This is a genomic window from Tenacibaculum sp. nBUS_03 (assembly GCF_051201695.1).
Classification (GTDB): domain Bacteria; phylum Bacteroidota; class Bacteroidia; order Flavobacteriales; family Flavobacteriaceae; genus Polaribacter.
Map to the genome: position 1 here is coordinate 4,314,895 of NZ_CP179214.1, position 23,122 is coordinate 4,338,016.

At 29.7% G+C, this 23,122-nt stretch carries 12 protein-coding genes; 4 read left to right on the forward strand and 8 right to left on the reverse strand.

Going from position 1 to position 23,122, the window contains the following annotated elements; genetic code table 11:
* Positions 1-127 precede the first annotated feature (127 nt).
* Complete coding sequence (locus ACMFBB_RS19560) at positions 128-5,740, forward strand: T9SS type A sorting domain-containing protein (RefSeq protein WP_435262416.1); 5,613 nt, start codon at positions 128-130, stop codon at positions 5,738-5,740.
* Positions 5,741-5,833: 93 nt separating this feature from the next.
* Here ACMFBB_RS19560 and ACMFBB_RS19565 read toward each other — a convergent pair whose 3' ends face one another.
* Positions 5,834-7,045, reverse strand: a complete 1,212-nt coding sequence (locus ACMFBB_RS19565) for an RsmB/NOP family class I SAM-dependent RNA methyltransferase (RefSeq protein ID WP_435262417.1) — start codon at positions 7,043-7,045, stop codon at positions 5,834-5,836.
* 323 nt (positions 7,046-7,368) lie between these two features.
* On the opposite strand from ACMFBB_RS19565, the gene recG reads away from it, so the two are divergent.
* Positions 7,369-9,486, forward strand: coding sequence for an ATP-dependent DNA helicase RecG (recG, locus tag ACMFBB_RS19570; RefSeq protein ID WP_435262418.1), 2,118 nt, complete (start codon positions 7,369-7,371; stop codon positions 9,484-9,486).
* Positions 9,487-9,617: 131 nt separating this feature from the next.
* A complete protein-coding gene (locus ACMFBB_RS19575; RefSeq protein ID WP_435262419.1) occupies positions 9,618-13,007 on the forward strand; it encodes a VIT domain-containing protein in 3,390 nt (1,129 codons plus the stop codon).
* A 230-nt stretch (positions 13,008-13,237) separates the two neighbouring features.
* Here ACMFBB_RS19575 and ACMFBB_RS19580 read toward each other — a convergent pair whose 3' ends face one another.
* Entirely contained in the window at positions 13,238-15,445 is a 2,208-nt protein-coding gene (locus ACMFBB_RS19580) for an endonuclease MutS2 (RefSeq protein WP_435262420.1), read from the reverse strand.
* Between the two features lie 81 nt (positions 15,446-15,526).
* On the opposite strand from ACMFBB_RS19580, the gene ACMFBB_RS19585 reads away from it, so the two are divergent.
* Complete coding sequence (locus tag ACMFBB_RS19585) at positions 15,527-16,192, forward strand: uracil-DNA glycosylase (RefSeq protein ID WP_435262421.1); 666 nt, start codon at positions 15,527-15,529, stop codon at positions 16,190-16,192.
* Here the strand turns inward: ACMFBB_RS19585 and ACMFBB_RS19590 are convergent.
* The 6 genes from ACMFBB_RS19590 to ACMFBB_RS19615 all read right to left on the reverse strand — a co-directional run bounded on the left by ACMFBB_RS19590 (position 16,179) and on the right by ACMFBB_RS19615 (position 23,050).
* Positions 16,179-17,189, reverse strand: coding sequence for a glycosyltransferase family protein (locus tag ACMFBB_RS19590; RefSeq protein ID WP_435262422.1), 1,011 nt, complete (start codon positions 17,187-17,189; stop codon positions 16,179-16,181). The genes ACMFBB_RS19585 and ACMFBB_RS19590 overlap by 14 nt on opposite strands.
* A 7-nt stretch (positions 17,190-17,196) precedes the next feature.
* Positions 17,197-18,063, reverse strand: a complete 867-nt coding sequence (locus ACMFBB_RS19595; RefSeq protein WP_435262423.1) for a UDP-2,3-diacylglucosamine diphosphatase — start codon at positions 18,061-18,063, stop codon at positions 17,197-17,199.
* 199 nt (positions 18,064-18,262) lie between these two features.
* The gene (gene secA, locus ACMFBB_RS19600; protein ID WP_435262424.1) at positions 18,263-21,613 is read right to left on the reverse strand and encodes a preprotein translocase subunit SecA; all 3,351 of its coding nucleotides are present in this window, start codon (positions 21,611-21,613) and stop codon (positions 18,263-18,265) included.
* A gap of 121 nt (positions 21,614-21,734) precedes the next feature.
* Positions 21,735-21,956, reverse strand: coding sequence for a DUF2795 domain-containing protein (locus tag ACMFBB_RS19605; RefSeq protein WP_047789198.1), 222 nt, complete (start codon positions 21,954-21,956; stop codon positions 21,735-21,737).
* Between the two features lie 101 nt (positions 21,957-22,057).
* Entirely contained in the window at positions 22,058-22,630 is a 573-nt protein-coding gene (locus ACMFBB_RS19610; RefSeq protein WP_435262425.1) for a cob(I)yrinic acid a,c-diamide adenosyltransferase, read from the reverse strand.
* 21 nt (positions 22,631-22,651) lie between these two features.
* Positions 22,652-23,050, reverse strand: coding sequence for an acyl-CoA thioesterase (locus tag ACMFBB_RS19615; RefSeq protein WP_435262426.1), 399 nt, complete (start codon positions 23,048-23,050; stop codon positions 22,652-22,654).
* Between the last annotated feature and the right edge of the window lie 72 nt (positions 23,051-23,122).

The following is a 23,122-nucleotide window of genomic DNA, read 5'->3' on the forward strand; positions in this document are numbered from 1 at the left end:
TTTTAAATTAACGGAATTAAAAAATCGACCAAAAGGTAGATATAGAGTTGAAGTTAATGATAGTAAAGGAGAAAGTACTTTTGCTGAATTTGATGTTAATGAACCAGTTAAGTTAAGCGTTAGTTTGTTGTCATCTAAAGATGTTAGCTGTTTTGGAGGTACTAATGGTGAAATTAATATAAACGTTTTAGGGGGAGTATCAGAATACAAATATAAGTGGTCTAAACAAGGAGATACTGGGTTTTCTATAAACACCAAAAACGTGTCAAATTTATCTAAAGGAATATATTCTGTAGAAGTCACAGATGCAAATAATTGTAAAGTAACTTTAGTAAACATAGAAATAAAACAGCCACTTAAAAAACTTACGATTGACAGCTTTACTTCAGAAAATTTAAAAGGTTTTGAAACTAATGATGGTAAGGCCTCAATTGAAGTATCAGGAGGAACTCCTAATTATAAGTATGAGTGGAGAGAAAAAGGAAAAACAGCTAAAATAGGAAGTAGTAAATCTATCAATAGTTTAAAGGCAGGTGAGTATGAATTAACGATTAAAGATAGTAATAATTGTACTTTAATTAAGACTTTTGAAATAACACAACCTAGTAAGTTAGAAGTATCAAATATCACCCAAGTAAACGATATTTTGTGTTTTGGTGACTCTAATGTTAGTTTAATAGCAACTGCTAAAGGAGGAACAATTCCTTATGCATATAAATGGTACAAAAAAGGAAGTACTACTGTTTTATCAACTAAGTTGACGTTAGATAATATATCTGCAGGGATATATGTATTAAAAGTAACAGATGATAATTTAATTAAAACTGAAAAAGAATTCAAGGTTAATCAACCATTGAAACTTGAATTATCTAAAGTAGACGTAAAAAATGTATTATGTTACGAAGGAGCTACTGGAAGTATTTCAGTTTTAGCCAAAGGAGGAACATTTCCCTATACTTATAGTTGGAAACATGGAACAACAGGGCCAAGTATAAATTCGTTAACAGGAGGAGATTATACAGTAACCATTCGAGATAAGAATTTATGTGAGGTTAGTAAGTTGATAAAAGTAACTACACCGGCAACTGGATTGTCTATAAGTACAGAAGAAGAGAACCATGTAACAGGTTTTGGGTTATCAAATGGATCTATAAAAGTAAAGGCATCAGGAGGAACTCCTGGTTATAGCTATGAATGGAAAGATTCAACAGGAAAAGTATTGGGAAGCAGAACTAATGAGTTATTAAATATAAGTAGTGGAACTTATACATTGGTAGTTTCAGATGCAGGAAATTGTATAGCTACAACAACACATAAAATTGAAGAACCTTTATTATTAGAGGCAAAGATTGAAGAAGTATCTATTTTATGTAATGGAGGAACAGGACAATTACGATCAAAAGTAACAGGAGGAGTTTCACCCTATGTGTATAATTGGACAGATGCCACTGGAAAGGAAATTTCAACTTCAACGTTTATAGAAGAAGTATCAGGAGTTTATAATTTAGAGGTAACTGACGAGAATAATAATAAAGCTATAGTTTCTTCCATTAATTTAGTAGAACCAGTAGTATTAGAATTTGGAAATATCAATGTTGTGGATGTATTATGTTATCAAGGAGCTACTGGAAGTATTTCAGTTTTAGCCAAAGGAGGAACATTTCCCTATACTTATAGTTGGAAACATGGAGCAACAGGGCCAAGTATAAATTCATTAACAGGAGGAGATTATACTGTAACAATTCGAGATAAGAATTTATGTGAGATTAGTAAGTTGATAAAAGTAACTACACCAGCAACTGGATTATCGATAGGTACAGAAGAAGAGAACCATGTAACAGGTTTTGGGTTATCAAATGGATCTATAAAAGTAAAGGCATCAGGAGGAACTCCTGGTTATAGCTATGAATGGAAGGATTCAACAGGAAAAGTATTAGGAAGCACAACTAATGAGTTATTAAATATAAGTGGCGGAACTTATACATTGGTAGTTTCAGATGCAGGAAATTGTATAGCCACAGCGACTTACAAAATTGAAGAACCTTTATTATTAGAGGCAAAGATTGAAGAAGTATCCATTTTATGTAATGGAGGAACAGGACAATTACGATCAAAAGTAACAGGAGGAGTTTCACCCTATGTGTATAATTGGACAGATGCTACTGGAAAGGAAATTTCAACTTCAACGTTTATAGAAGAAGTATCAGGAGTTTATAATTTAGAGGTAATTGACGAGAATAATAATAAAGCGATAGTTTCTTCTATTAATTTAGAAGAACCATTAAATCTTGAGTTTTCTAAGATAGAAGTTGTTGATGTTAATTGTTACGGAGGGGCAACTGGAAGTATATTAGTTGAAGTCAATGGAGGAACATCCCCATATACCTATGTTTGGAAACACTCTATTGAAAATAAGAACTCAGTAAATGGATTAAAGCAAGGTGTTTATTCAGTTACGATTACTGATAAAAATGGTTGTTCTATTACCAACGATGCTATAAGAGTTAATGAACCTGAATTATATGAAATTTCAGAAACCAGTTTATTTAGGCCTACATCTGATTTAGTTAATGATGGAAAGATCAATATTAAAATAGTTGGTGGAGTTAGCCCATATAATTATTTGTGGAAAAATGAGAAAGATGAAATTTTAAAAGATGTAAATTCAAATTTTAAAAATGATGAAATTACTTCATTAGGGGAGGGGACTTACACTATTCGAGTTACTGATTCAAAAGGATGTATTGTAGAAGAAACTTATAATTTAGCTAACCCAGGTGAGTTATTAGTATCTGTTGAACAATTGCAAGAGATAACTTGTTATAATGGCAATAATGCAATTTTAGATGTTATAACTATCGGTGGAGCAGGAGGGAATAAATATACTTGGTACGATGCTTCAGATGATTCAATTGTTGGAAATAAAAAACAATTGACAAACATAGTTGCTGGTAAATATTATGTGATTGTAGATAATGCTGCTGGAATTAAAGAAAAAAGTCCTCTTTATGAAGTTAAAGAGCCTTTAAAAATTGAATTAGATTTTTCAAGTGAAAATGCTTCATGTAACAAAGCTGATAATGGAAGTTTTAAATTCAATGTTAAAGGAGGTAATAATGTGTATAAGTACAGATATGCTTTTGAAGGAATGGGGTATTCAAACTGGATAAATGTTGTTTCTAATGTTGTAGAAGTTAAAAATTTAAAACCAGGAAGCCATAAGGTTCAATTAATAGATGGGAATAATTGTTTTGCTTTAAATTTAAAAGGTGAAGATGAATTTACTATAAAAATTACAGAACCTTTACAGTTAAAGATAACTCAATTATCATCAGAAGAACCAACAGGCTATGGATTATCGAATGGTCATATTGAAGCATCAATAATTGGAGGGACACCACCATACAGCTATACATGGTTTAATAGCCCTGGAATACTAACACCATCTAGTTTACGTATAGAGAATTTGAACAAAGGAACTTATACGTTAAAAGTTGAGGATTCAAAAGGATGTAGTACGGAAAAGACTTTTGAATTATCTGAACCAGAAAAATTAGAAGTACTAATAAAGCGTAATTCAATAATTAGTTGTAATGGATCTTCAAACGGAGAAATACAAGCGATTGTTTCTGGAGGAGTCAAAGCATATAGTTATAAATGGTATAGAGAAGGAAATACATCTACAATAGGAACTAAAGCAGTTTTAAGCAATTTACCTCAAGGTGCTTATTATGTTGTTATAACTGATACGAATAATAATACTGTCAGAAGTTCAAGGTATGAATTAACAGAACCGCCAATATTAACTTTAGAGTTAACTTCAGATTATGTAAGCTGTGGAACAGGAACTGATTGGGAAGTTAAAAGTACCGTATTAGGTGGTACTGCTCCATATACTTATTTATGGAATACAGGTGTTAATTCATCTGATTTAACAAATGTAAAACCAGGATCTTATAAATTAACAGTAGTAGATGTTAATGGGTGTAAAATAACAAAAGAATTAGAATTAGTAGCTCCATTAAAATTAGAGATAGCTCAAGTATCATCTACAACCCCAACAGGCTATGGATTATCGAATGGTCATATAGAAGCTTCAGTTAAGGGAGGAACAGCACCTTACAATTATTCCTGGATTGCAAGTAATGGAATATTAATGCCATCTGACTTGCGTTTAGAGAACCTAGCAAAAGGGAGCTACACGTTAAAAGTTGAAGATTCAAAAGGGTGTAGTACAGAAAAGACATTTGAATTAGCAGAACCTGAAAAACTAGAAGTATCAATAAAACGTAATTCAATAGTAAGTTGTAATGGTGCCTCTAACGGTGCTTTACAAGCGATAGTAAATGGGGGAGTTAAAGGGTATTCTTACAAATGGTATAAAAAAGGAAGTACTATTTTTCATGGTACTAAACCAAATTTAAGTAATTTATCCGGAGGTACTTATTATGTTGTAATTACTGATGCTAATAATAATAGTGTTACTAGTTCTATGTATGAATTAAGAGAACCGTCTATACTTGAATTAGAGTTAACTTCTGACTATTTAAATTGCGGTACAGGAAATGATTGGGAAGTTAAAAGTACAGTAGTAGGAGGAACTGCTCCTTATTCTTATTTATGGAGTACTGGTGATAATACATCAAGTTTAAAAAATGTAAAAGCTGGCTCTTATAAATTAACAGTTGTTGATGTTAATGGGTGTAAGGTATCAAATAATATAACTATTGTTTTACCAGAACCTTTAATACTGGATGATTATAGCTTAATAAATCCAACGTGTTATCAAGGTAATGATGCTGAAATAAATCTTGAAGTAGCAGGAGGTGCTGAGCCTTATAGTTATAAGTGGAGTAATGGAAGTGTTTCTAAAAACATAAATAATTTAGAAGAAGGTATTTATAGTGTTATTATAACAGATAATAAAGGATGTTCTATTTCCGAATCTTTTAAGGTCATAAGCCCTGAGAAAATTAAATTAGATTTAGGTAGTGATGTTACTCTATGTAAAGGGCAAAGCATTATTTTAGATGGAAGTATTAAAGATGGCGTTAATTACTCTTGGACTTCAAGTAATGGATTTACCAGTACAGATTCAATGGTTGAAGTAAATGAATCTGGAACCTATAAAGTAATAGCTACTGATAAGAAAGGGTGTACTGTAACTGATGAAATAATAGTAAAAGCTACAAACATAGATATTTCTGCTAATTTTATTGTTTCAACACAGGTTTTTGTTAATGAAAGCTTTATAGCTGTAAATGTTAGTTCTCCCGAACCTGAAGAATCAGTTTGGATTGTTCCTAGTGAGGGGCAAATTATAGAAGAGTCAAGTAGTTATGTAGAAGTTCTTTTTGATAAGGTTGGAGAGTATGAAATTACACTTGTAACGAGAATAGGAGAATGTGAAGAGTATATTACAAAGAAAATTTATGTTATAGAAAATGATACAGATAAAGACGAAGTAGATACTACAGGAAGCCAGCCTATGATTAAGGATTTTGTTGTATATCCAAATCCTTCTTCTGGGAAGTTTAAGTTAGATGTAAAACTTAAAAAAGAAAATAAAGTTAATGTAAGGATTTTTGGAATGTATAAGAACAATCTAATCAGTGCTAAAAAACTTAATGGGAAGTCTGAATACACAATTGACTACGATTTAACTTTAGTAACAGGAATATATGTAGTTTTAATAGAATCTGATAAAGAAAGGTTAGTAAAGAAAATAATAATTAAATAGTAGCCTAGCAATATTTTATTCATAATTAAAAACCCCTTTTGAGAATTCTCAAAAGGGGTTTTTAATTAGATTTAAGTTATTAGTACTTAACGACTATTTCTTTTCTAGTAAAGCCATGTAGAAACCATCAAAACCAGAAAGATGCGCCAATACTTTATTATCTTTAACAAAAGAAAATTCAGATCCTGCCTCAGAGGCTAAAAAAGTGTTAACCTGTTCTTGGTTTTCAGAAGGCAGTATTGAACATGTTGCGTACACAAGTTTACCTCCAGGCTTTACCATTTTAGAGTATTGCTGTAATACTTCTTGTTGTGTTTTTCTTATTTTAGTTAAAAACTCAGGTTGTAATTTCCACTTACTATCAGGGTTCCTTCTTATAACACCAAGACCGGAGCATGGAGCATCAATTAATACTCTATCTGCTTTATTGTGTAATTTTTTTATAACCTTAGTAGAATCAATAACTTTAGTATCAATATTATGAACACCATTTCTTCGAGAACGAACTTTTAATTTTTTGAGTTTACTCTCGTAAATATCCATAGCTATAATTTGTCCTTTATTCTCCATTAAAGAGGCTAAATGTAATGTTTTACCGCCTGCACCAGCACAAGTGTCAACAACTTTCATTCCTGGTTTAACATCTAAATAGGCAGCTACTAGCTGTGAAGAAGCATCTTGTACTTCAAAATAACCTTTTTTGAAAGCTTCAGTTTTAAATACATTAGCACGTTCTACTAATTTTAAAGCATCATCATGTCCTTTTATAAATTCAGTGTCAATATTTTCTATAGCTAATTCTTTTTGTAACTTTTCTTTAGAGATGTTTAATGTATTAGTACGTAAAATAACTTGTGCTTGCTTGTTTAAAGCTGCAATTTCTTTAGTCCAAAGTTCTTCACCTAATTCTTGTACACAAACTTCATCAATCCAGTCAGGAATAGCTTCTCTAAACTTTCTAATTTTTGAAAGTTCATCAAACCTACCTTTAATTCTTCTGTTAGGTGTTGGTTCTATTTGGTTCCAGTCAGGTAATTTTATTCCTTTTAAAACACACCAAACAGCAAATATTCTCCATAAATCAGGTCGTGCAAAAGGAGTTTTAACATTTGCAATTTCAGCATATAATCGTTTCCATCTTACAATTTCATAAATGGTTTCTGCAACAAATTTTCTATCACGAGCACCCCAACGCTTATCTCTTTTTAAAGCTTTTTCAACAGCTTTATCGGCATATACCTCTTCATTAAAAATGTCACGTAAGCTATCAATAACCGTGTACACTAAGTTTCTATGTAATCTCATTTGATTAATTTAAGACTGCAAAGATAGTTGAATTTACTGGTTTTTTGTATTTTCGTTAATAGTAAAAAAAGCTAAAGAGCTCTTGCACGAAGTTACATAATTTAATGCTATTCTTTTTTTAGTCTAGTTTTCCAGATGGTTGCTTAAGAGGTATATATTATACATCAGACAAAGTTTAACTTATTTAAAAAGTATTTATTTGGAAAGGATGTTACGTTATGTAAAGAGCTTAATTTAAAGTCTAAGGTGATTTCATTATTAATGATGAAGTCTAATTATTTTGTTATAGAGAAAATTAATAAAAATAGTCGTTATTAAAATCTATGAATTTAAATCACCCTATTACATATATAAAAGGTGTAAGTGTTGCTAGAGCAGAATTATTATATTCTGAGTTAGGGATAAAAACGTGCAGAGATTTATTACATTTATTTCCGTTTCGTTATGTAGATAAAACCCAATTTTATACTATAAATCAATTACAACAAAATTCCTCTGAAGTACAAATTGTTGGTAAAATAACTGGTATCAAAAATGTAAAACAAAAAAGAGGAAGTAGATTAGTAGCTACCTTTATTGATGCTTCAGGTTCTATAGAATTAGTTTGGTTTAAAGGAGCGAAATGGATTAAAGATAATTTAAAAGTAAATGTACCCTATGTTATTTATGGTAAGTTAAACTGGTATAATGGAACCGCAAGTATGCCACATCCTGAAATGGAAACTGTTCAAGCTTATAAAAGTAAGTTACAAATGGCTATGCAACCAGTTTACCCTTCCACTGAAAAATTAGCGAATAAAAGTATAAGTAATAAGGTAATTGGAACTATGATCCAAAACCTATTTAAGCAAGTATTTGGATTAATTGAAGAAACATTGCCTGCTTATTTATTAAATGAGTACCAACTAATAGCAAAAAAAGAAGCTTTATTAAATATCCATTTTCCAAAAAATCAAGAATTACTAACTAAAGCACAATTTAGATTAAAATTTGAAGAATTGTTTTTTATTCAGTTACAATTATTACAAAAAAAATTGATTAGAAAATCAAAAATAAAGGGATTTGTTTTTGAAAGAGTTGGAGAGAATTTTACAAGTTTTTATAACACTAATTTACCATTTGATTTAACCAATGCTCAAAAAAAAGTATTAAAAGAAATACGAAAAGATGTTGGTTCAGGTGCGCATATGAATAGATTGCTTCAAGGAGATGTTGGGTCAGGAAAAACAATTGTAGCTTTATTAACAATGTTATTGGCCATCGACAATGGTTTTCAAGCTACTATAATGGCTCCAACTGAAATTTTAGCAATTCAGCATTATAATGGTATTGTTGAGCTTTTAGAAAATACAGAAATAAAAGTTGATTTATTAACGGGGTCTTCAAAAGTTAAAAAAAGAAGAGAGATTCATGCAGGATTGGAAGATGGAAGTTTACATATTTTAATAGGGACTCATGCTATACTAGAAGATAAGGTAAAGTTTAAAAATTTAGGAATTGCTATTATAGATGAGCAACATCGTTTTGGCGTTGCTCAACGTTCTAAATTATGGAATAAAGGGAGGAAAGAAGAAAATGAAGAAATAGTACCTCCTCACATTTTAGTAATGACAGCAACTCCAATTCCACGAACGTTAGCAATGTCGGTATATGGTGATCTAGATATTTCTGTGATAGATGAGTTGCCTCCTGGTCGTAAAGAAATAAAAACAATACATAGATACGATAGTAATCGTTTAGGAGTTTTTAAGTTTCTAAAAGATGAAATAGTTAAAGGGCGCCAGGTATATGTAGTATATCCGTTAATCCAAGAGTCTGAAGCGATGGATTATAAAGATTTAATGGATGGTTATGAGAGTATTTCTCGTGAGTTTCCATCTCCTAAATATCAAATTAGTATTGTACATGGACAAATGAAGCCAGCAGATAAAGATTATGAAATGAATCGTTTTGTAAATGGAGAAACTCAAATTATGGTAGCAACGACTGTAATTGAAGTAGGAGTTAATGTTCCTAATGCATCTGTTATGGTTATTGAGAGTGCAGAACGGTTCGGGTTAAGTCAGTTACACCAGTTAAGAGGAAGAGTAGGTAGAGGGGCTGATCAAAGCTATTGCATATTATTGTCAAGTTATAAGTTGTCTTCTGACGGAAAAACACGTTTAAAAACAATGGTTGATACCACTGATGGATTTAAAATCGCTGAAGTGGATTTAAAACTTCGTGGGCCTGGAAACATAATGGGAACTCAACAAAGTGGGGTGTTAAATCTTAAAATTGCTGACGTAATTAAAGATTCTCCAATATTATATAAAGCGCGCCAAGCAGCTATTAATTTATTACAAGAAGATCCTACTTTATCTCAAGCTAAGAATTCTGGTTTATTAAAAATTTATACTCACTTACAAAAGAAAACAGGTATTTGGAGTAATATCAGTTAGTTTTTATATAAGTGTGAAATAATAAACTAATTAAAAGAGGTGGTTTACTAATAAATAACCATCGTTTACTCATAGCAGTTTTATTACAATAATTAAAACAAATACTTTTAGTGTAAATAAAATGAAGCACTATGAGTAAGCAATTAGTATACATATTTTTATTACTAACTTCAGTAATACTACATGCACAGGAAATACCAAAAATTAAAGTAGGAGAAAAACATATTTCTGTAAAAAAGTTACATGTGAAAACTATTATTACTGGAGATATTGCAACGACTACTTTTGATATGCATTTTTACAATCCAAATAATAGAGTTTTAGAAGGAAACTTGATATTCCCTTTAGGCGAAGGTCAATCAGTTACAGCCTTTTCCCTTGAAATAAATGACAGATTAAGAAAGGCTGTTATTGTAGAAAAAGAAAGAGCAAGAGTAGCATTTGAAACCACAGTTAGAACTAAAATAGATCCTGCATTATTAGAACAAACTAAAGGAAACAACTATAAAGCAAGAATTTATCCAATCCCCGCAAAAGGATATAAAAGGGTAGTAGTTGAGTTTCAACAAAAACTTTTAATTAACTCTGATTCTTATTACTATAAGTTACCATTTAGTTTTAAAAATAAATTGGAGAAATTTTCATTGTCAATAAATGTTTTAAATCAAAATAAGAAACCAATTTTAAAAAAAGGTTTCAATAAAGAATTTGTTTATGATGCAAATAAAAATTCGTTTTATTTAAATGTAAATAAAAATAGGCAAAGGGTATCAAAGCCTGTTTTAATTGAGATACCTTTAAATCATACCAAGGAAAAAATCCTTACTTATAAAAACTACTTGTATTTTACAAAAAAAATGAATTTTAAAAAAGTAAGTAGTAAGTTAAAAAAGAAAATTACCATTTTATGGGATAAATCATTGTCTCAAAAAAGTAAAAATGTGAAAAGAGAATTAGCATTGCTAACCTTGTACTTTAAAGAGGTGAAAAATTGTAAAGTAGACTTAATATTATTTAATACAGAAATCAGAGCTAAAGAAAGATTTTCGATAGTTAATGGAAATTGGAATAAATTAAGAACGAAACTTGAAAATGTAGTTTATGATGGTGCATCTTCATTTAATTTTTTATCAAACTATAAAAGTTATGGTACCTTAAATATGGTATTCACTGATGGCTTGAATACATTAAGTACTTTAAAATATAATTTTAATAAAAATTCATATGTCATAAACAGTAGTGAGTCAGCGAATCATATTTTATTGAAGAATAAGGCTGAACAAAGTGGTGGAGCTTATTTAAATTTATCGCAAACATCAATAAAACAAGCATTCACAAAGTTTATAGAAAAAAAGGTGCAGATATTAGGAACAAATTTAGCAGGTAAAGAAATTGAATTTTATCCTAAAAAAGGCAGTGTTGTAAATAGTCTTTTTTTTATATGCGGAAAAGGAAATTTTATTAATAAAAGGATAAAAATATATTTAGGTAATGGAGTGGATACTTTAAAAACTATATCGTTTAAAATTAACAGAAGAACAAAAAATCATGAGTTAGTTTCAAAAATATGGGCTCAAAATAAGATGAATGATTTGATCATTGAATCAGAAAAAAATAAAGAAGAAATACTTCAATTAAGTAAGAAGTATCAAATAATAAGCCCATTTACCTCTATGCTTATTTTAGATAGAATAGAAGATTATGTAACTCATAATATAAAACCACCAAGTGAACTACAAGAAAAATATGAAGAGTTATTAGCACAAAAAGTAAACAATAAAAAACAACTATTAAATAATTTAAAAGATGATTTATTTAGAGAGTATAATTTACTTTTTAAATGGTATGATAAAGATTTTAACCCACCTAAAATAAGTAAAAAAGTAGTACTAAAGAGATCAAAAATAATTAATAATCAATTTGTTATAACTAATACAGCTGAAAGTGTTAATGATACGATTTTACAAAGAGGAGAGTTTTTTACAAATGGTATTGTAAGTGATGTGTCTGAACCATTACCTGGTGTTACTATATTGGTTAAAGGTTCAACTACGGGAACCGAAACTGATTTTGATGGGAAGTATTCCATAAAGGTTAAAACAGGAGATGAACTTGTATTTAGTTTCCCAGGTATGAAGACTATTCAAAAAGGAGTAGGAGTATCTAATAGAATAGATATATTAATGGAGGATGATAATCTTTTAGATGAAGTTGTGATAACTGCTTATGCTACCTCAAGAGTCACAAATGTAGCTTCATCTTCAGTAAGTGTTCTTAGAGAAGAAAGTATTGTTAATGAAAATTTACAGGGAGCTATGCCCAGAGTTAATATGAACAAAAGTGGTATAATAAATAGTATTGAAACAAATTCTTTAAATATTGAAAATAATGAACCTTTGTATGTGGTTGATGGTATACAAGTTACTAAAAAACCTACATTAAGCACAGATAAAATTCACTCTTTATATAGCTTAACATCAGATCAAGGAGTAAGTATTTTCGGACAGAAAGGGAAAAACGGAATTCTGGTATATATTACCAAGCAAGGACATGAAAAAAAATTAGCTGATATTTCTGATTTTGAAGAATTAGTAAAAGAAAAAATTGAGTTAAAAGGATGGAACCCTAAAACACCATATTTAAAATTATTAAATACCTGTAATAATACAGAAGAGGCATATGCTAAATATATATACTTAAGAAATAATTATGGAAAATCTCCCTCTTTTTATATAGATGTAGCAGATTTTTTTCGAAAGAATAATAACTTGAAATTAGCAACTCAAATTTTGTCAAATGTTGCTGAAATTGATTTAGATAATTATGAGTTATTAAAAGCGCTAGCTTATAAATTTGAAGAATATAAATTGTATGAGCATGCAGTTTTTATTTACAAAGAAATCTTAAAGTTAAGACCAGAAGATATTCAATCGTATAGAGATTTGGCATTAGTATATGAACATGTAGGGGAGTATCAAAAGTCTGTTGATTTATTATATAAAATAGTAAATGGAGAATTGTTAGAAAAGGATGAAAACAGACGGTTTTCAGGAATTGAAACGATAGCTTTAAGTGAGTTAAATAGAATGATTAATTTATACAACGATAAGTTAGTAATATCACACATAGATAAGAGCCTCTTAAAAATAATTAAGACTGATATACGAGTGTTAATTGACTGGAATCATAATGATACAGATATTGATTTATGGGTTATTGATCCAAATGGAGAAAAATGTTTTTACAAGCACAAAAAAACCAAAATAGGAGGACTAATGTCAAAAGATATGATAGATGGTTTTGGACCAGAACAATTCATATTAAAAAAAGGTATACAGGGGAAGTATAAAATTAAAATTAAGTATTTTTCAAATGATAAAGAAAAGATTTCTGGACCTACTTTCTTAAAAATAACAATGTTCAAATATTTTGGTAGTAAAAATGAAGTAATAAAACAACGTTTAGTAAGGCTAACGAATGTTAAAGAAATTTTAGATTTAGGTGAAGTTATTTTGAACTAAATAGATTTATAAATGCAGAATAATATCAGTTTTAATTTAAATTTACTTTAAGAAAATGAGATAAGTTTTAATTCATTATAATAAAAGCCTCTCAAATACATGAGAGGCTTAATCAAACAATCTTAAGCATTTAAATATTTTCTGACCCCTTCACTTTTCAGAGAATATTATTTTGCAGCTATAAAACAATTAAATAATAAAATACCCTAAGAAAAGATGAAAGTTTTATTTTATTTTTTTGAACGTTCAACTAATTCTAGTTGATCAATACTGGCTTTGGTTGTAAATATTCCATAATTAACAAAAACAGTGTTTTTTTCAATTTTATCAATACTACCAACTGATTTACTATCAATTAATCGAACTCTATCATTAATTTTAAAAACGTAAGCAGCTCTTTCTTTGGCAATCTTTTCAGCTTCTTTTTTCTTTTCTTCTCTAACTTTAACTACTTTTTGTAAAACTTCTTGTTCTACTTTTTTTATAATTTCTTTTTGTTCTTGTTGAATAATTTTTTCTTGTTTTCTTTCAGTTTTTGTCTTTTTCTTAGGTGGATTTTTTTTAGTGTGTTTTGTTTTTTCCGCCATTACCCACTTAAAAAAATTTGTTGAAAGCTCTTTTTTATTATTTGTTTGAAAATATTTATTAAAAAGTTCATTTACAGAACGTCCTAAAGATAACATACGTTGATTATTATCATAGAGCTCTTGAAAACCCTCTAGTTTTTTACGAACTTTTTGATCTTTCTCTTTTAAATTTTCAAGATGTTCTAATTCTTTTGTTTTTTGTTTTTCAAGTGTATCTGATGTTTTTTGAAGTCTATTTCTTTCTTTTTGAAGTTTAGAAATTGTTTTATCTAAACGTACCTTTTCAGTTTCAACACGTTTTTTAGCTCTATTTATTAAACTATAAGGGATACCATTTTTTTGTGCTACTTCAAAGGTGAAAGAGCTTCCTGCTTGACCTATAAATAGTTTATAAAGAGGTTCTAAAGTACGTTCATCAAACTGCATATTAGCATTGGTTACATTATCTAATTCATTAGCTAATACTTTTAAGTTTGCATAGTGGGTAGTTATAATACCATATGCTTTTTTCTCATAAAATTCTTCTAAAAATATTTCAGCCAAAGCTCCACCTAACTCAGGATCAGATCCAGTTCCAAATTCATCTATCAAAAACAGTGTGTTTTCGTTGCATTTTCGTAAAAAATATCGCATGTTTTTTAATCGATAGCTGTATGTACTTAGTTGATTTTCTATAGATTGATTATCTCCAATGTCTGTTAATATCGTGCTAAAAATACAAGTTTCACTTCGTTCATGAACAGGTATTAACAACCCACTTTGAAGCATTAATTGTAATAATCCAATAGTTTTAAGAGTAATACTTTTACCACCAGCATTCGGCCCAGAAATAACAATTATTTGTTGTTTCTCGTTTAATTCAATTGTTTGAGGAATAGTTTCTACTTTTTTATCCTTATTTTTTCTCCATAAAATAGGGTGAAAAGCGTTTTTAAAAAAAACTTTTTTAGTTTTTACTATTTTGGGTAAAAGTGCATTAATTTCTGTAGCATATTTTGCCTTTGCTCCAATAACATCTATATGTGTTAAAAAAGAAATATACTGCTCTAATAAAGGTGTATAAGGTCTAATTTCTTCAGCTAGAGCGCGTAATATTTTTACAACTTCTTGTTTCTCTTCATAGATTAAATTTTGTAGTTCTCTGCTATATGCTAAAGTGGCTTGTGGTGCTATATATACAATACTACCAGATTTAGAAGCACCTAATAAACTTCCTTTAACTTTTCGCCTATACATAGCTAAAACAGCTAATACACGTTGATTGTCTACTATTGTTTCTTTAATATCATCTAAATAACCACTCGAAATATTTTTACTTAATGCTCGAGAAAAACTTTCTGATATTTTACTTCTAACATTATTTATATCTTTTCGTATTTGTTTTAATGCAGGCGAAGCATTATCAGCGACTTCTCCATAGGAAGTAATTATTTTTGTAATAGCATCTGAAACAAAAGTTGTGTATTCAATAGTATCACTTAATTGAGTTAACTTAGGATAGTAGTCAGTGAATTTTTTAAAAAACTTTTTTAATTCATTTACAGTTTCAGTGGTAGTTGCTATTTTTAAAAAAACCTCAGTTTCCAAAAAACTATTTTCAATAGCTAACCGTTTAATATGTTCGGTAATATTTTCAAAACTATGATTAGGTATTCGGTTTTCGTTTTCAAATGAACTTACATACTCATTTACTAAATTCAATTCAAAAAAAAGTTTTTTTTCTTGAGTAAATGGCCTAGTTTTTAAAACGTTTTCTTTCCCTAAATCAGAAATACAAAATTCACTTACTTGTTCTAAAACAGAATTGAATTCTAAATCTTGTAGTGTTTTGTCTGTTATTGCGGTTTTCAATGTTTATTTTTGATTAAATTTAATTACAAAAAATCCAAAAATAGATAGTTCAGATTTTTAGGTGAACAAAAATAAGAAACAATGGAAGTAAAAATAGCTGATAGTTGGAAAAATGTTTTGAAAGAAGAGTTTGAGAAAGAATATTTTAAGGAGTTACTTTTATTTGTGAAAAATGAGTATAATACTTTTACCTGTTATCCTAAAGATTCAGCAATTTTTAAAGCTTTTGAGACTTGTTCTTTTGAAGATGTTAAAGTTGTAATTATAGGTCAAGATCCATATCATGGCAAAAGTCAAGCAAATGGTTTATGTTTTTCAGTATATGAAAAAATAAAGCACCCACCATCATTGATTAATATTTTTAAAGAAATTGAATCAGACGTGTTCACTACTTATCCAGAATCTGGAGATTTGACAAGATGGGCAAAACAAGGTGTGCTTTTATTGAATGCAACATTAACAGTTCGAGAAGGGGAAGCAGGTAGTCATCAAAAACGCGGTTGGGAGATTTTTACAGATGCAGTAATTAATGAAATTTCTAAGCATAAAGAAAACGTAGTTTTTTTACTTTGGGGCGGGTATGCAAAAAAGAAAGGAGCAAAAATAGATGCTTCTAAACATTATGTATTGACCTCAGGACACCCATCACCTTTAAGTGCCAACAGAGGTTATTGGTTTGGGAATAAACATTTTTCTAAGACAAATATATTTTTAGAAAGTAAAAACATAGTAACTATACAATGGTAGGGAGTATGGATTGGTGATAAAAAGGTAGGGTTATTTCATCTAAAATTTCCTCTGTAATATCAGGATAACTTACTTCAATAATCTTTGTTGATTTCAACCATTTTGTAATTTTTGAATATTGACCTTTATTAAACTTTTTTAGAACAGTAACACCTATTTCTTGTAAACTTAGTGCATTGCATTGCTGTTCATATTGATTTTTCATAGGAATTACTAAAAGTTTTTTTCTTAAATATAAAGCTTCTGCTGGAGTTTCAAAACCAGCTCCACATAACACTCCTGTAGATGATGCTATGCTTTTTATAAACTCACTACCATTAATAGGCTTAATTACAATGTTGTTTTTGTATTTGTAGGTATCAGTATGTTTAGAAAATACCTCCCATTTAACATTTTTAAATTCAGATAAAACTTTAATTATTTTTTTGTCGCTATATGCTGGAAGGTATACAGTATAGTGCCCTTTATTTGTAATATTTCTATATCTGATATCTTTTCTAATGATAGGAGAGAAGGTTGAGGAAGAATATGGTTTAAAATGAAACCCAAATTTTACCCTAGCAGGAGCATAATATTTCAAAATTAAACGTTCAAATTTAAAAGATCTGTATTTAGGAGCCTTATCATCTAAAACAGCATTTTGATGGCTTAATGAAATGAGAGGAACATTTTTTAACCTTGCAGCCCATGCGGTTATAGGTTCAAAGTCATTTATTATAAAATCATAATTTTGAACAGGAATTGATTGTATTTCATCGTAAAGCTTTTTAAGTTTTATTTTTTGTAATGTTTTCCAAATATCTATCCCTCCTTTTTTTCCAAAAATAAAACTTAAACCATATAATTTGTATTTTATATCAAAAGGAAATTCTAACTCACATTGATACCCACTTATTAAAACATCAACAGTTGCTTTTCGTTGTAAAAAAGGAATAATTTCAATAGCTCTGCTTGCATGTCCATTTCCTGTTCCTTGTATTGCGTATAATATTCTCATAAGATATTTATTTTACGTTTTTATTAAGGTTAAATTCAATTAAAAGATCTTCAAAGAGTTTGTTGTTATTATTTTCAAATGCTTCTACGTCTTTTATTTTATAATTGAGCTGAATGTTTTTAGCTATTTGATCTTTTTCATATTCATATAAATTCCACTTTTTATTATGGTATTCTAGCGCAGTTAAATTTTCTATCCAATCACCAGAATTTAAGTATAATGTTTTACCTTTATTACTTTTAATTTCTTTTATTTCTGGTTGATGTATATGTCCACAAACTACATAGTCATAGCCTTTCTCAATAGCGATTTCTGATGCGGTATTTTCAAAATTATTAATGAATTTTATAGCACTTTTCACACTGTTTTTAATTTTTTTAGAAAAAGAAAGTTTTCCGTATCCAAGTTTTTTGCTAATCCAATTTACAGCTGTGTTAATCATAATTAGTATATCATATCCTATACCTCCCAACTTAGCAAGCCATTTTGAATGTTGCATTGTTACATCAAAAACATCTCCATGAAAAAACCATCCTTTTTTACCATCTATATCTAATACTATTTTATTTACAATCTCGAAACTTCCTAAACGAAACCCTTTAAATTTTCGTAACATTTCATCATGGTTTCCTGTTATGTAATATACTTTAGTACCTGAGGTGATAAAAGACATTAATTGTTTAATAACTTTCATATGAGGTTTTGGAAAATAACGTTTGTTAAATTGCCATATATCAATAACATCCCCATTTAAAATAATTGTTTTTGGGTTTATTGTTTTAAGGTAGTTATTTAGCTCAGTAGCTCTGCAGCCAAAAGTTCCTATATGAACATCAGAAATAACAACAATGTCTAGTTTACGTTTTTTATTCATATTTAAAGTATATTGAACGTATAAAGCAATTATTAATAGTACTTTATTTTAATTCAAAACTACTTCTTTTATGTTTTCTTACTGATAGTTAATTGTGAAGTGTTGGTAATTAAAATATTACTTTTGTGTAAGTAGATTGTTAGGAAAAAGTAAAAGCTCGGTATAACCGAGCTTTTACTTGTAAATATTTTAATAAATATTATTTGTTATATAATACCCAAGTTCCTTGTTCTAATAAAGGAATAGCTTGTTTAAACTTTACTTCTTTTTCTTCACCTGACATTACATTTTTTATAATAACACGTTCATTACGACCAATTTTAGGTTGGTCTCTCACAATAGTCTCAACAACTTGTTGCTCTTGAGTTTGATTGTTACGTGCATTACTAATTTCTTGTTGCGTAGAATTTTGAACTTCGTCTTTGCGTAAATTTAATTTTTCACGTTGTCTTTCACGTGCTTCTGAAATTTGTGATTCATTTTCAGAAGGAAGTCTTCCTTTAAATAAAAATGATAATACTTCTTTGTTTACTTTATCTATAGTAACTTGAAAAAGTTCAAAAGCCTCAAATTTATAAATTAATAAAGGGTCTTTTTGCTCGTATGTTGCATTTTGAACGGTATGTTTTAATTCATCCATTTTACGTAAATGATCTTTCCAGTTCTCATCAATAATAGCAAGGGTAATATTTTTTTCAAAATCATTAACTAATGATTTACCTTCAGACTCATAAGCTTCTTTTAAGTTAGTTACTACTTGTAAGGTTTTACTTCCATCAGTGAAAGGAACAACGATACGCTCGTAACGATCACCTTCATTTTCAAAAACATTCTTGATTACAGGAAATGCTTGAGATGCGTTTCTTTCAGTATCGTTTTTATAGTTTTCTGAAACTATTTTATATAATTTATCAGTTAATTCTTCTTCGGACAAAGTATTAAACTCCTCTTCTGAAACAGGAGAAGTCATAGAAGAAAAACGAATTAATTCAAATTCAAAGTTTTGGAAATCTTTAGTAGGTTTATTTTGTTTAACAACAGAGTCACAAGTGTCATATAGCATATTAGCTATATCAATTTGTAAACGCTGACCGTCTAGTGCATGACGACGACGTTTGTATATAAATTCACGTTGTGCATTCATAACATCATCATATTCTAGTAATCGTTTACGAACACCAAAATTATTTTCTTCAACTTTTTTCTGAGCACGTTCAATAGATTTTGAAATCATAGAATGCTGAATTACTTCACCTTCTTTTAATCCCATTCTATCCATCATTTTAGCTATTCTTTCTGAACCAAACTTACGCATTAAGTTATCATCTAAGGCAACAAAAAACTGAGAAGATCCAACATCACCTTGACGTCCAGCACGTCCACGTAACTGACGGTCAACACGACGAGAATCGTGGCGTTCAGTACCAACAATAGCTAAACCACCAGAAGCTTTAACTTCATCAGATAATTTAATATCGGTACCACGACCAGCCATATTAGTTGCTATGGTTACCACCCCAGGATTCCCTGCTTCGGCAACAACATCAGCCTCTTTTTTATGTAGCTTTGCATTTAATATGTTATGAGGAATTTTACGCATTTGCAGCATTCTACCTAATAACTCAGAAATTTCTACAGAAGTGGTTCCTACTAAAACTGGTCTTCCTTGATTAACTAACTCAACAACTTCATCAATAACAGCATTATATTTTTCACGAGTGGTTTTATAAACTAAATCTTGTCTATCATCTCTTTGAATAGGTCTATTAGTAGGAATTTCTACAACATCCAATTTATAAATTTCCCAAAACTCCCCAGCTTCAGTAATAGCAGTACCTGTCATACCAGATAGTTTACGGTACATTCTAAAGTAATTTTGTAAAGTTACTGTAGCAAAGGTTTGAGTAGCATCTTCAATTTTTACATTTTCTTTAGCTTCTATAGCCTGGTGTAGCCCATCTGAGTATCTACGGCCATCCATAATACGTCCTGTTTGTTCATCAACAATCATTACTTTATTGTCCATAACAACATATTCAACATCTTTTTCAAAAACAGTGTATGCTTTTAAAAGTTGATTCATGGTATGGATACGTTCGCTTTTTATGCTAAAGTCTCTGTATAATTCTTCCTTTTGATTTGCTTTTTCTTCAGCAGAAGCATCATTATTATTGATTTCTCCTACTTTAACACTGATATCAGGTAAAACAAAGAAAGTGTCATTTTTTGTAACCGCTGATAAATGAGCAATACCTTTATCTGTTAAATCAATTTGGTTATTTTTTTCTTCAATAGTAAACCACAATTCAGCATCAACCTCGGGCATTAGCTTATTGTTGTCTTGCATATAAAAGTTTTCTGTTTTCTGAAGAATTTGTTTAACCCCTTCTTGTGATAAAAACTTTATTAACGCTTTATTTTTTGGTAACCCTCTATAAACTCTTAATAAAAGAAAACCACCTTCTTTAGTATCACCTTCTTTGATTAATTTTTTTGCTTCTGCTAAAACACCTACCAAATGTTTATTTTGTAAAGAAACAATATCAGAAACCAATGGTTTTAATTCATTAAATTCATGACGATCCCCTTCAGGAACAGCTCCAGAAATAATTAAAGGTGTACGAGCGTCATCAATTAATACAGAATCTACTTCATCAATAATAGCATAATTTGGAGCTCGTTGAACTAAATCTTCTTTAGAACTCGCCATATTATCACGTAAGTAGTCAAAACCAAATTCATTGTTGGTACCATATGTAATATCGGCGTTATAAGCTTGTCTACGTGCTTCTGAATTTGGTTGGTGAAAGTCAATACAATCCGTACTTAAACCATGAAATTCAAAAATAGGAGCCATCCAAGCACGGTCACGTTTAGCTAAATAGTCGTTAACAGTTACAACATGAACTCCATTTCCAGTTAAGGCATTTAGGTATACAGGAAGAGTAGAAACTAATGTTTTCCCTTCTCCAGTCATCATCTCAGCAATTTTTCCTTTGTGTAAAACTGACCCACCAATTAATTGTACATCATAGTGAACCATATCCCAGGTTACAGCTTTACCAGCCGCATCCCAAGAGTTAGCCCAAAAAGCTTTGTCATTTTTCAAAATTATATGATCCCTTGTAGCTGATAATTCACGGTCAAAAGGAGTTGCGGTTACTTCAAGTTCAGAATTTGTAGTAAAACGCTTTGCTGTCTCTTTAATTAAAGCAAAAGCTTCAGGCATTATTTTTTCTAAAACAACTTCAGAGGCCTCATATGCTTCATCTTTTAGTTTATCAATTTCTGTATAAATTTCTTCTTGTCTATCAATGTCAGCAGATAAAACTTCTTCTTCTAAAGTAGCTATTTGCTTATTAAAAGACTGAGTAGCTTCTTTTATAGCTTCTTTAAATTCGATAGTTTTTGCTCTAAGATCGTCATTAGATAAGTTACTTAGAGAGCTTTCAAAAGCTCTTACATTTTCAACGATGGGTTGTAGTGATTTTAGATCTTTTTGTTGTTTGTCTCCAACAAAAACTTTTATAATCGAATTTAAAATACTCATTTTTAAAATATTGTTTTACAGTTAATTAAATTTTTTAATTAACATGTTTGTATAGTTATTAAGTTTGTGCTTAAAAGTAAGCAAAAAAAAAGCCTCTAAAAAGAGACTTTTTTGTTATTTTTTAATATTCATCTTCATTCCAAAGATAGTCCTCTTCTGTGGGATAATCTGGCCAGATTTCAATGATAGAATCATATGCTTCTCCTTCATCTTCAATGTCTTGTAGGTTTTCCACTACTTCTAAAGGGGCTCCTGTACGAATAGCATAATCAATTAATTCGTCTTTGGTTGCAGGCCATGGTGCATCTGCTAAATATGATGCTAATTCAAGTGTCCAATACATTTCTTTATCGGTTTTTTTTTGATTCTCGCAAAAATAATTTTTTTTTTTAAAAAGTCAAGTTTTTTTTATAAAATGTGCAAAAATAAATTAAAGAACTTAGTTTACAGTTTTTCAGGAATCCATTTAATTTCCTCTGCTTGTAATTCAAATGACAACTTCCGTGCCAATACAAAAAGATAGTCAGAAAGTCGGTTTAAATACATTAAAATGGTATCGCTTATGGTTTCTTCTTCATTTAAAGCAACAGATAAACGCTCAGATCTTCTACATACACAGCGCGCAATGTGACAAAATGACACTGTTTGATGCCCCCCTGGCAAGATGAAATGCGTCATTTGTGGAAGTGAATCATTCATTGTATCAATCTCATTTTCCAAAAATTCAATTGAAGCAGAATCTATTTTAGGAATATTTAATCTTTCTTTACCGCTTTTTAATGTTTCTTTTTCAGGTGGAGTTGCTAACATAGCACCTAAAGTAAACAGATCATGTTGGATTTTATTTAGATTTTCTTTTAACTCATTACTCATTTCTTGATCTCTAATAAGACCAATGTATGAGTTTAGTTCGTCTATAGTTCCGTAACTTTCAATTCTTAAATGATACTTAGGTACTCTACTACCACCAAATAAAGCGGTTGTTCCTTTATCTCCAGTTTTTGTATATATTTTCATAAATTAAAATGATTCAAAAGTTTAGTTTTTTAATTTGTCTAGTAAAAATTCAGGACAACGAATAGGTTTTTTTGTTTTGCTGTTAATAAAAGCAAGAACAGTAGAACCTGTACATAATAAAATGTTATTCTGATTAGTTATTTCATAGTTAAATTCAATTTTAACAGTGGGTGTTTTTTTAAGATAAGTTTTTATGGTGATAAAATCATCATAAAAAGCAGATTTTTTAAAATTACAGTTTAATGAAACAACAGGAAGCATTACACCTGTTTTTTCCATATATTTGTAGCTAAAGCCAAGATTTCGTAGCCATTCGGTGCGTCCAATTTCAAAAAACTGGGCATAATTACCATGGTACACTACCCCCATTTGGTCAGTTTCAGAATATCGAATCCGTATTGTTGAAATATTATCGTGCAAAATTATTTTTTTTTAAAATGTAGCTAACGTTACGTAAAAAATAAATAATAATCAATAGTGATTTAGTTTTTT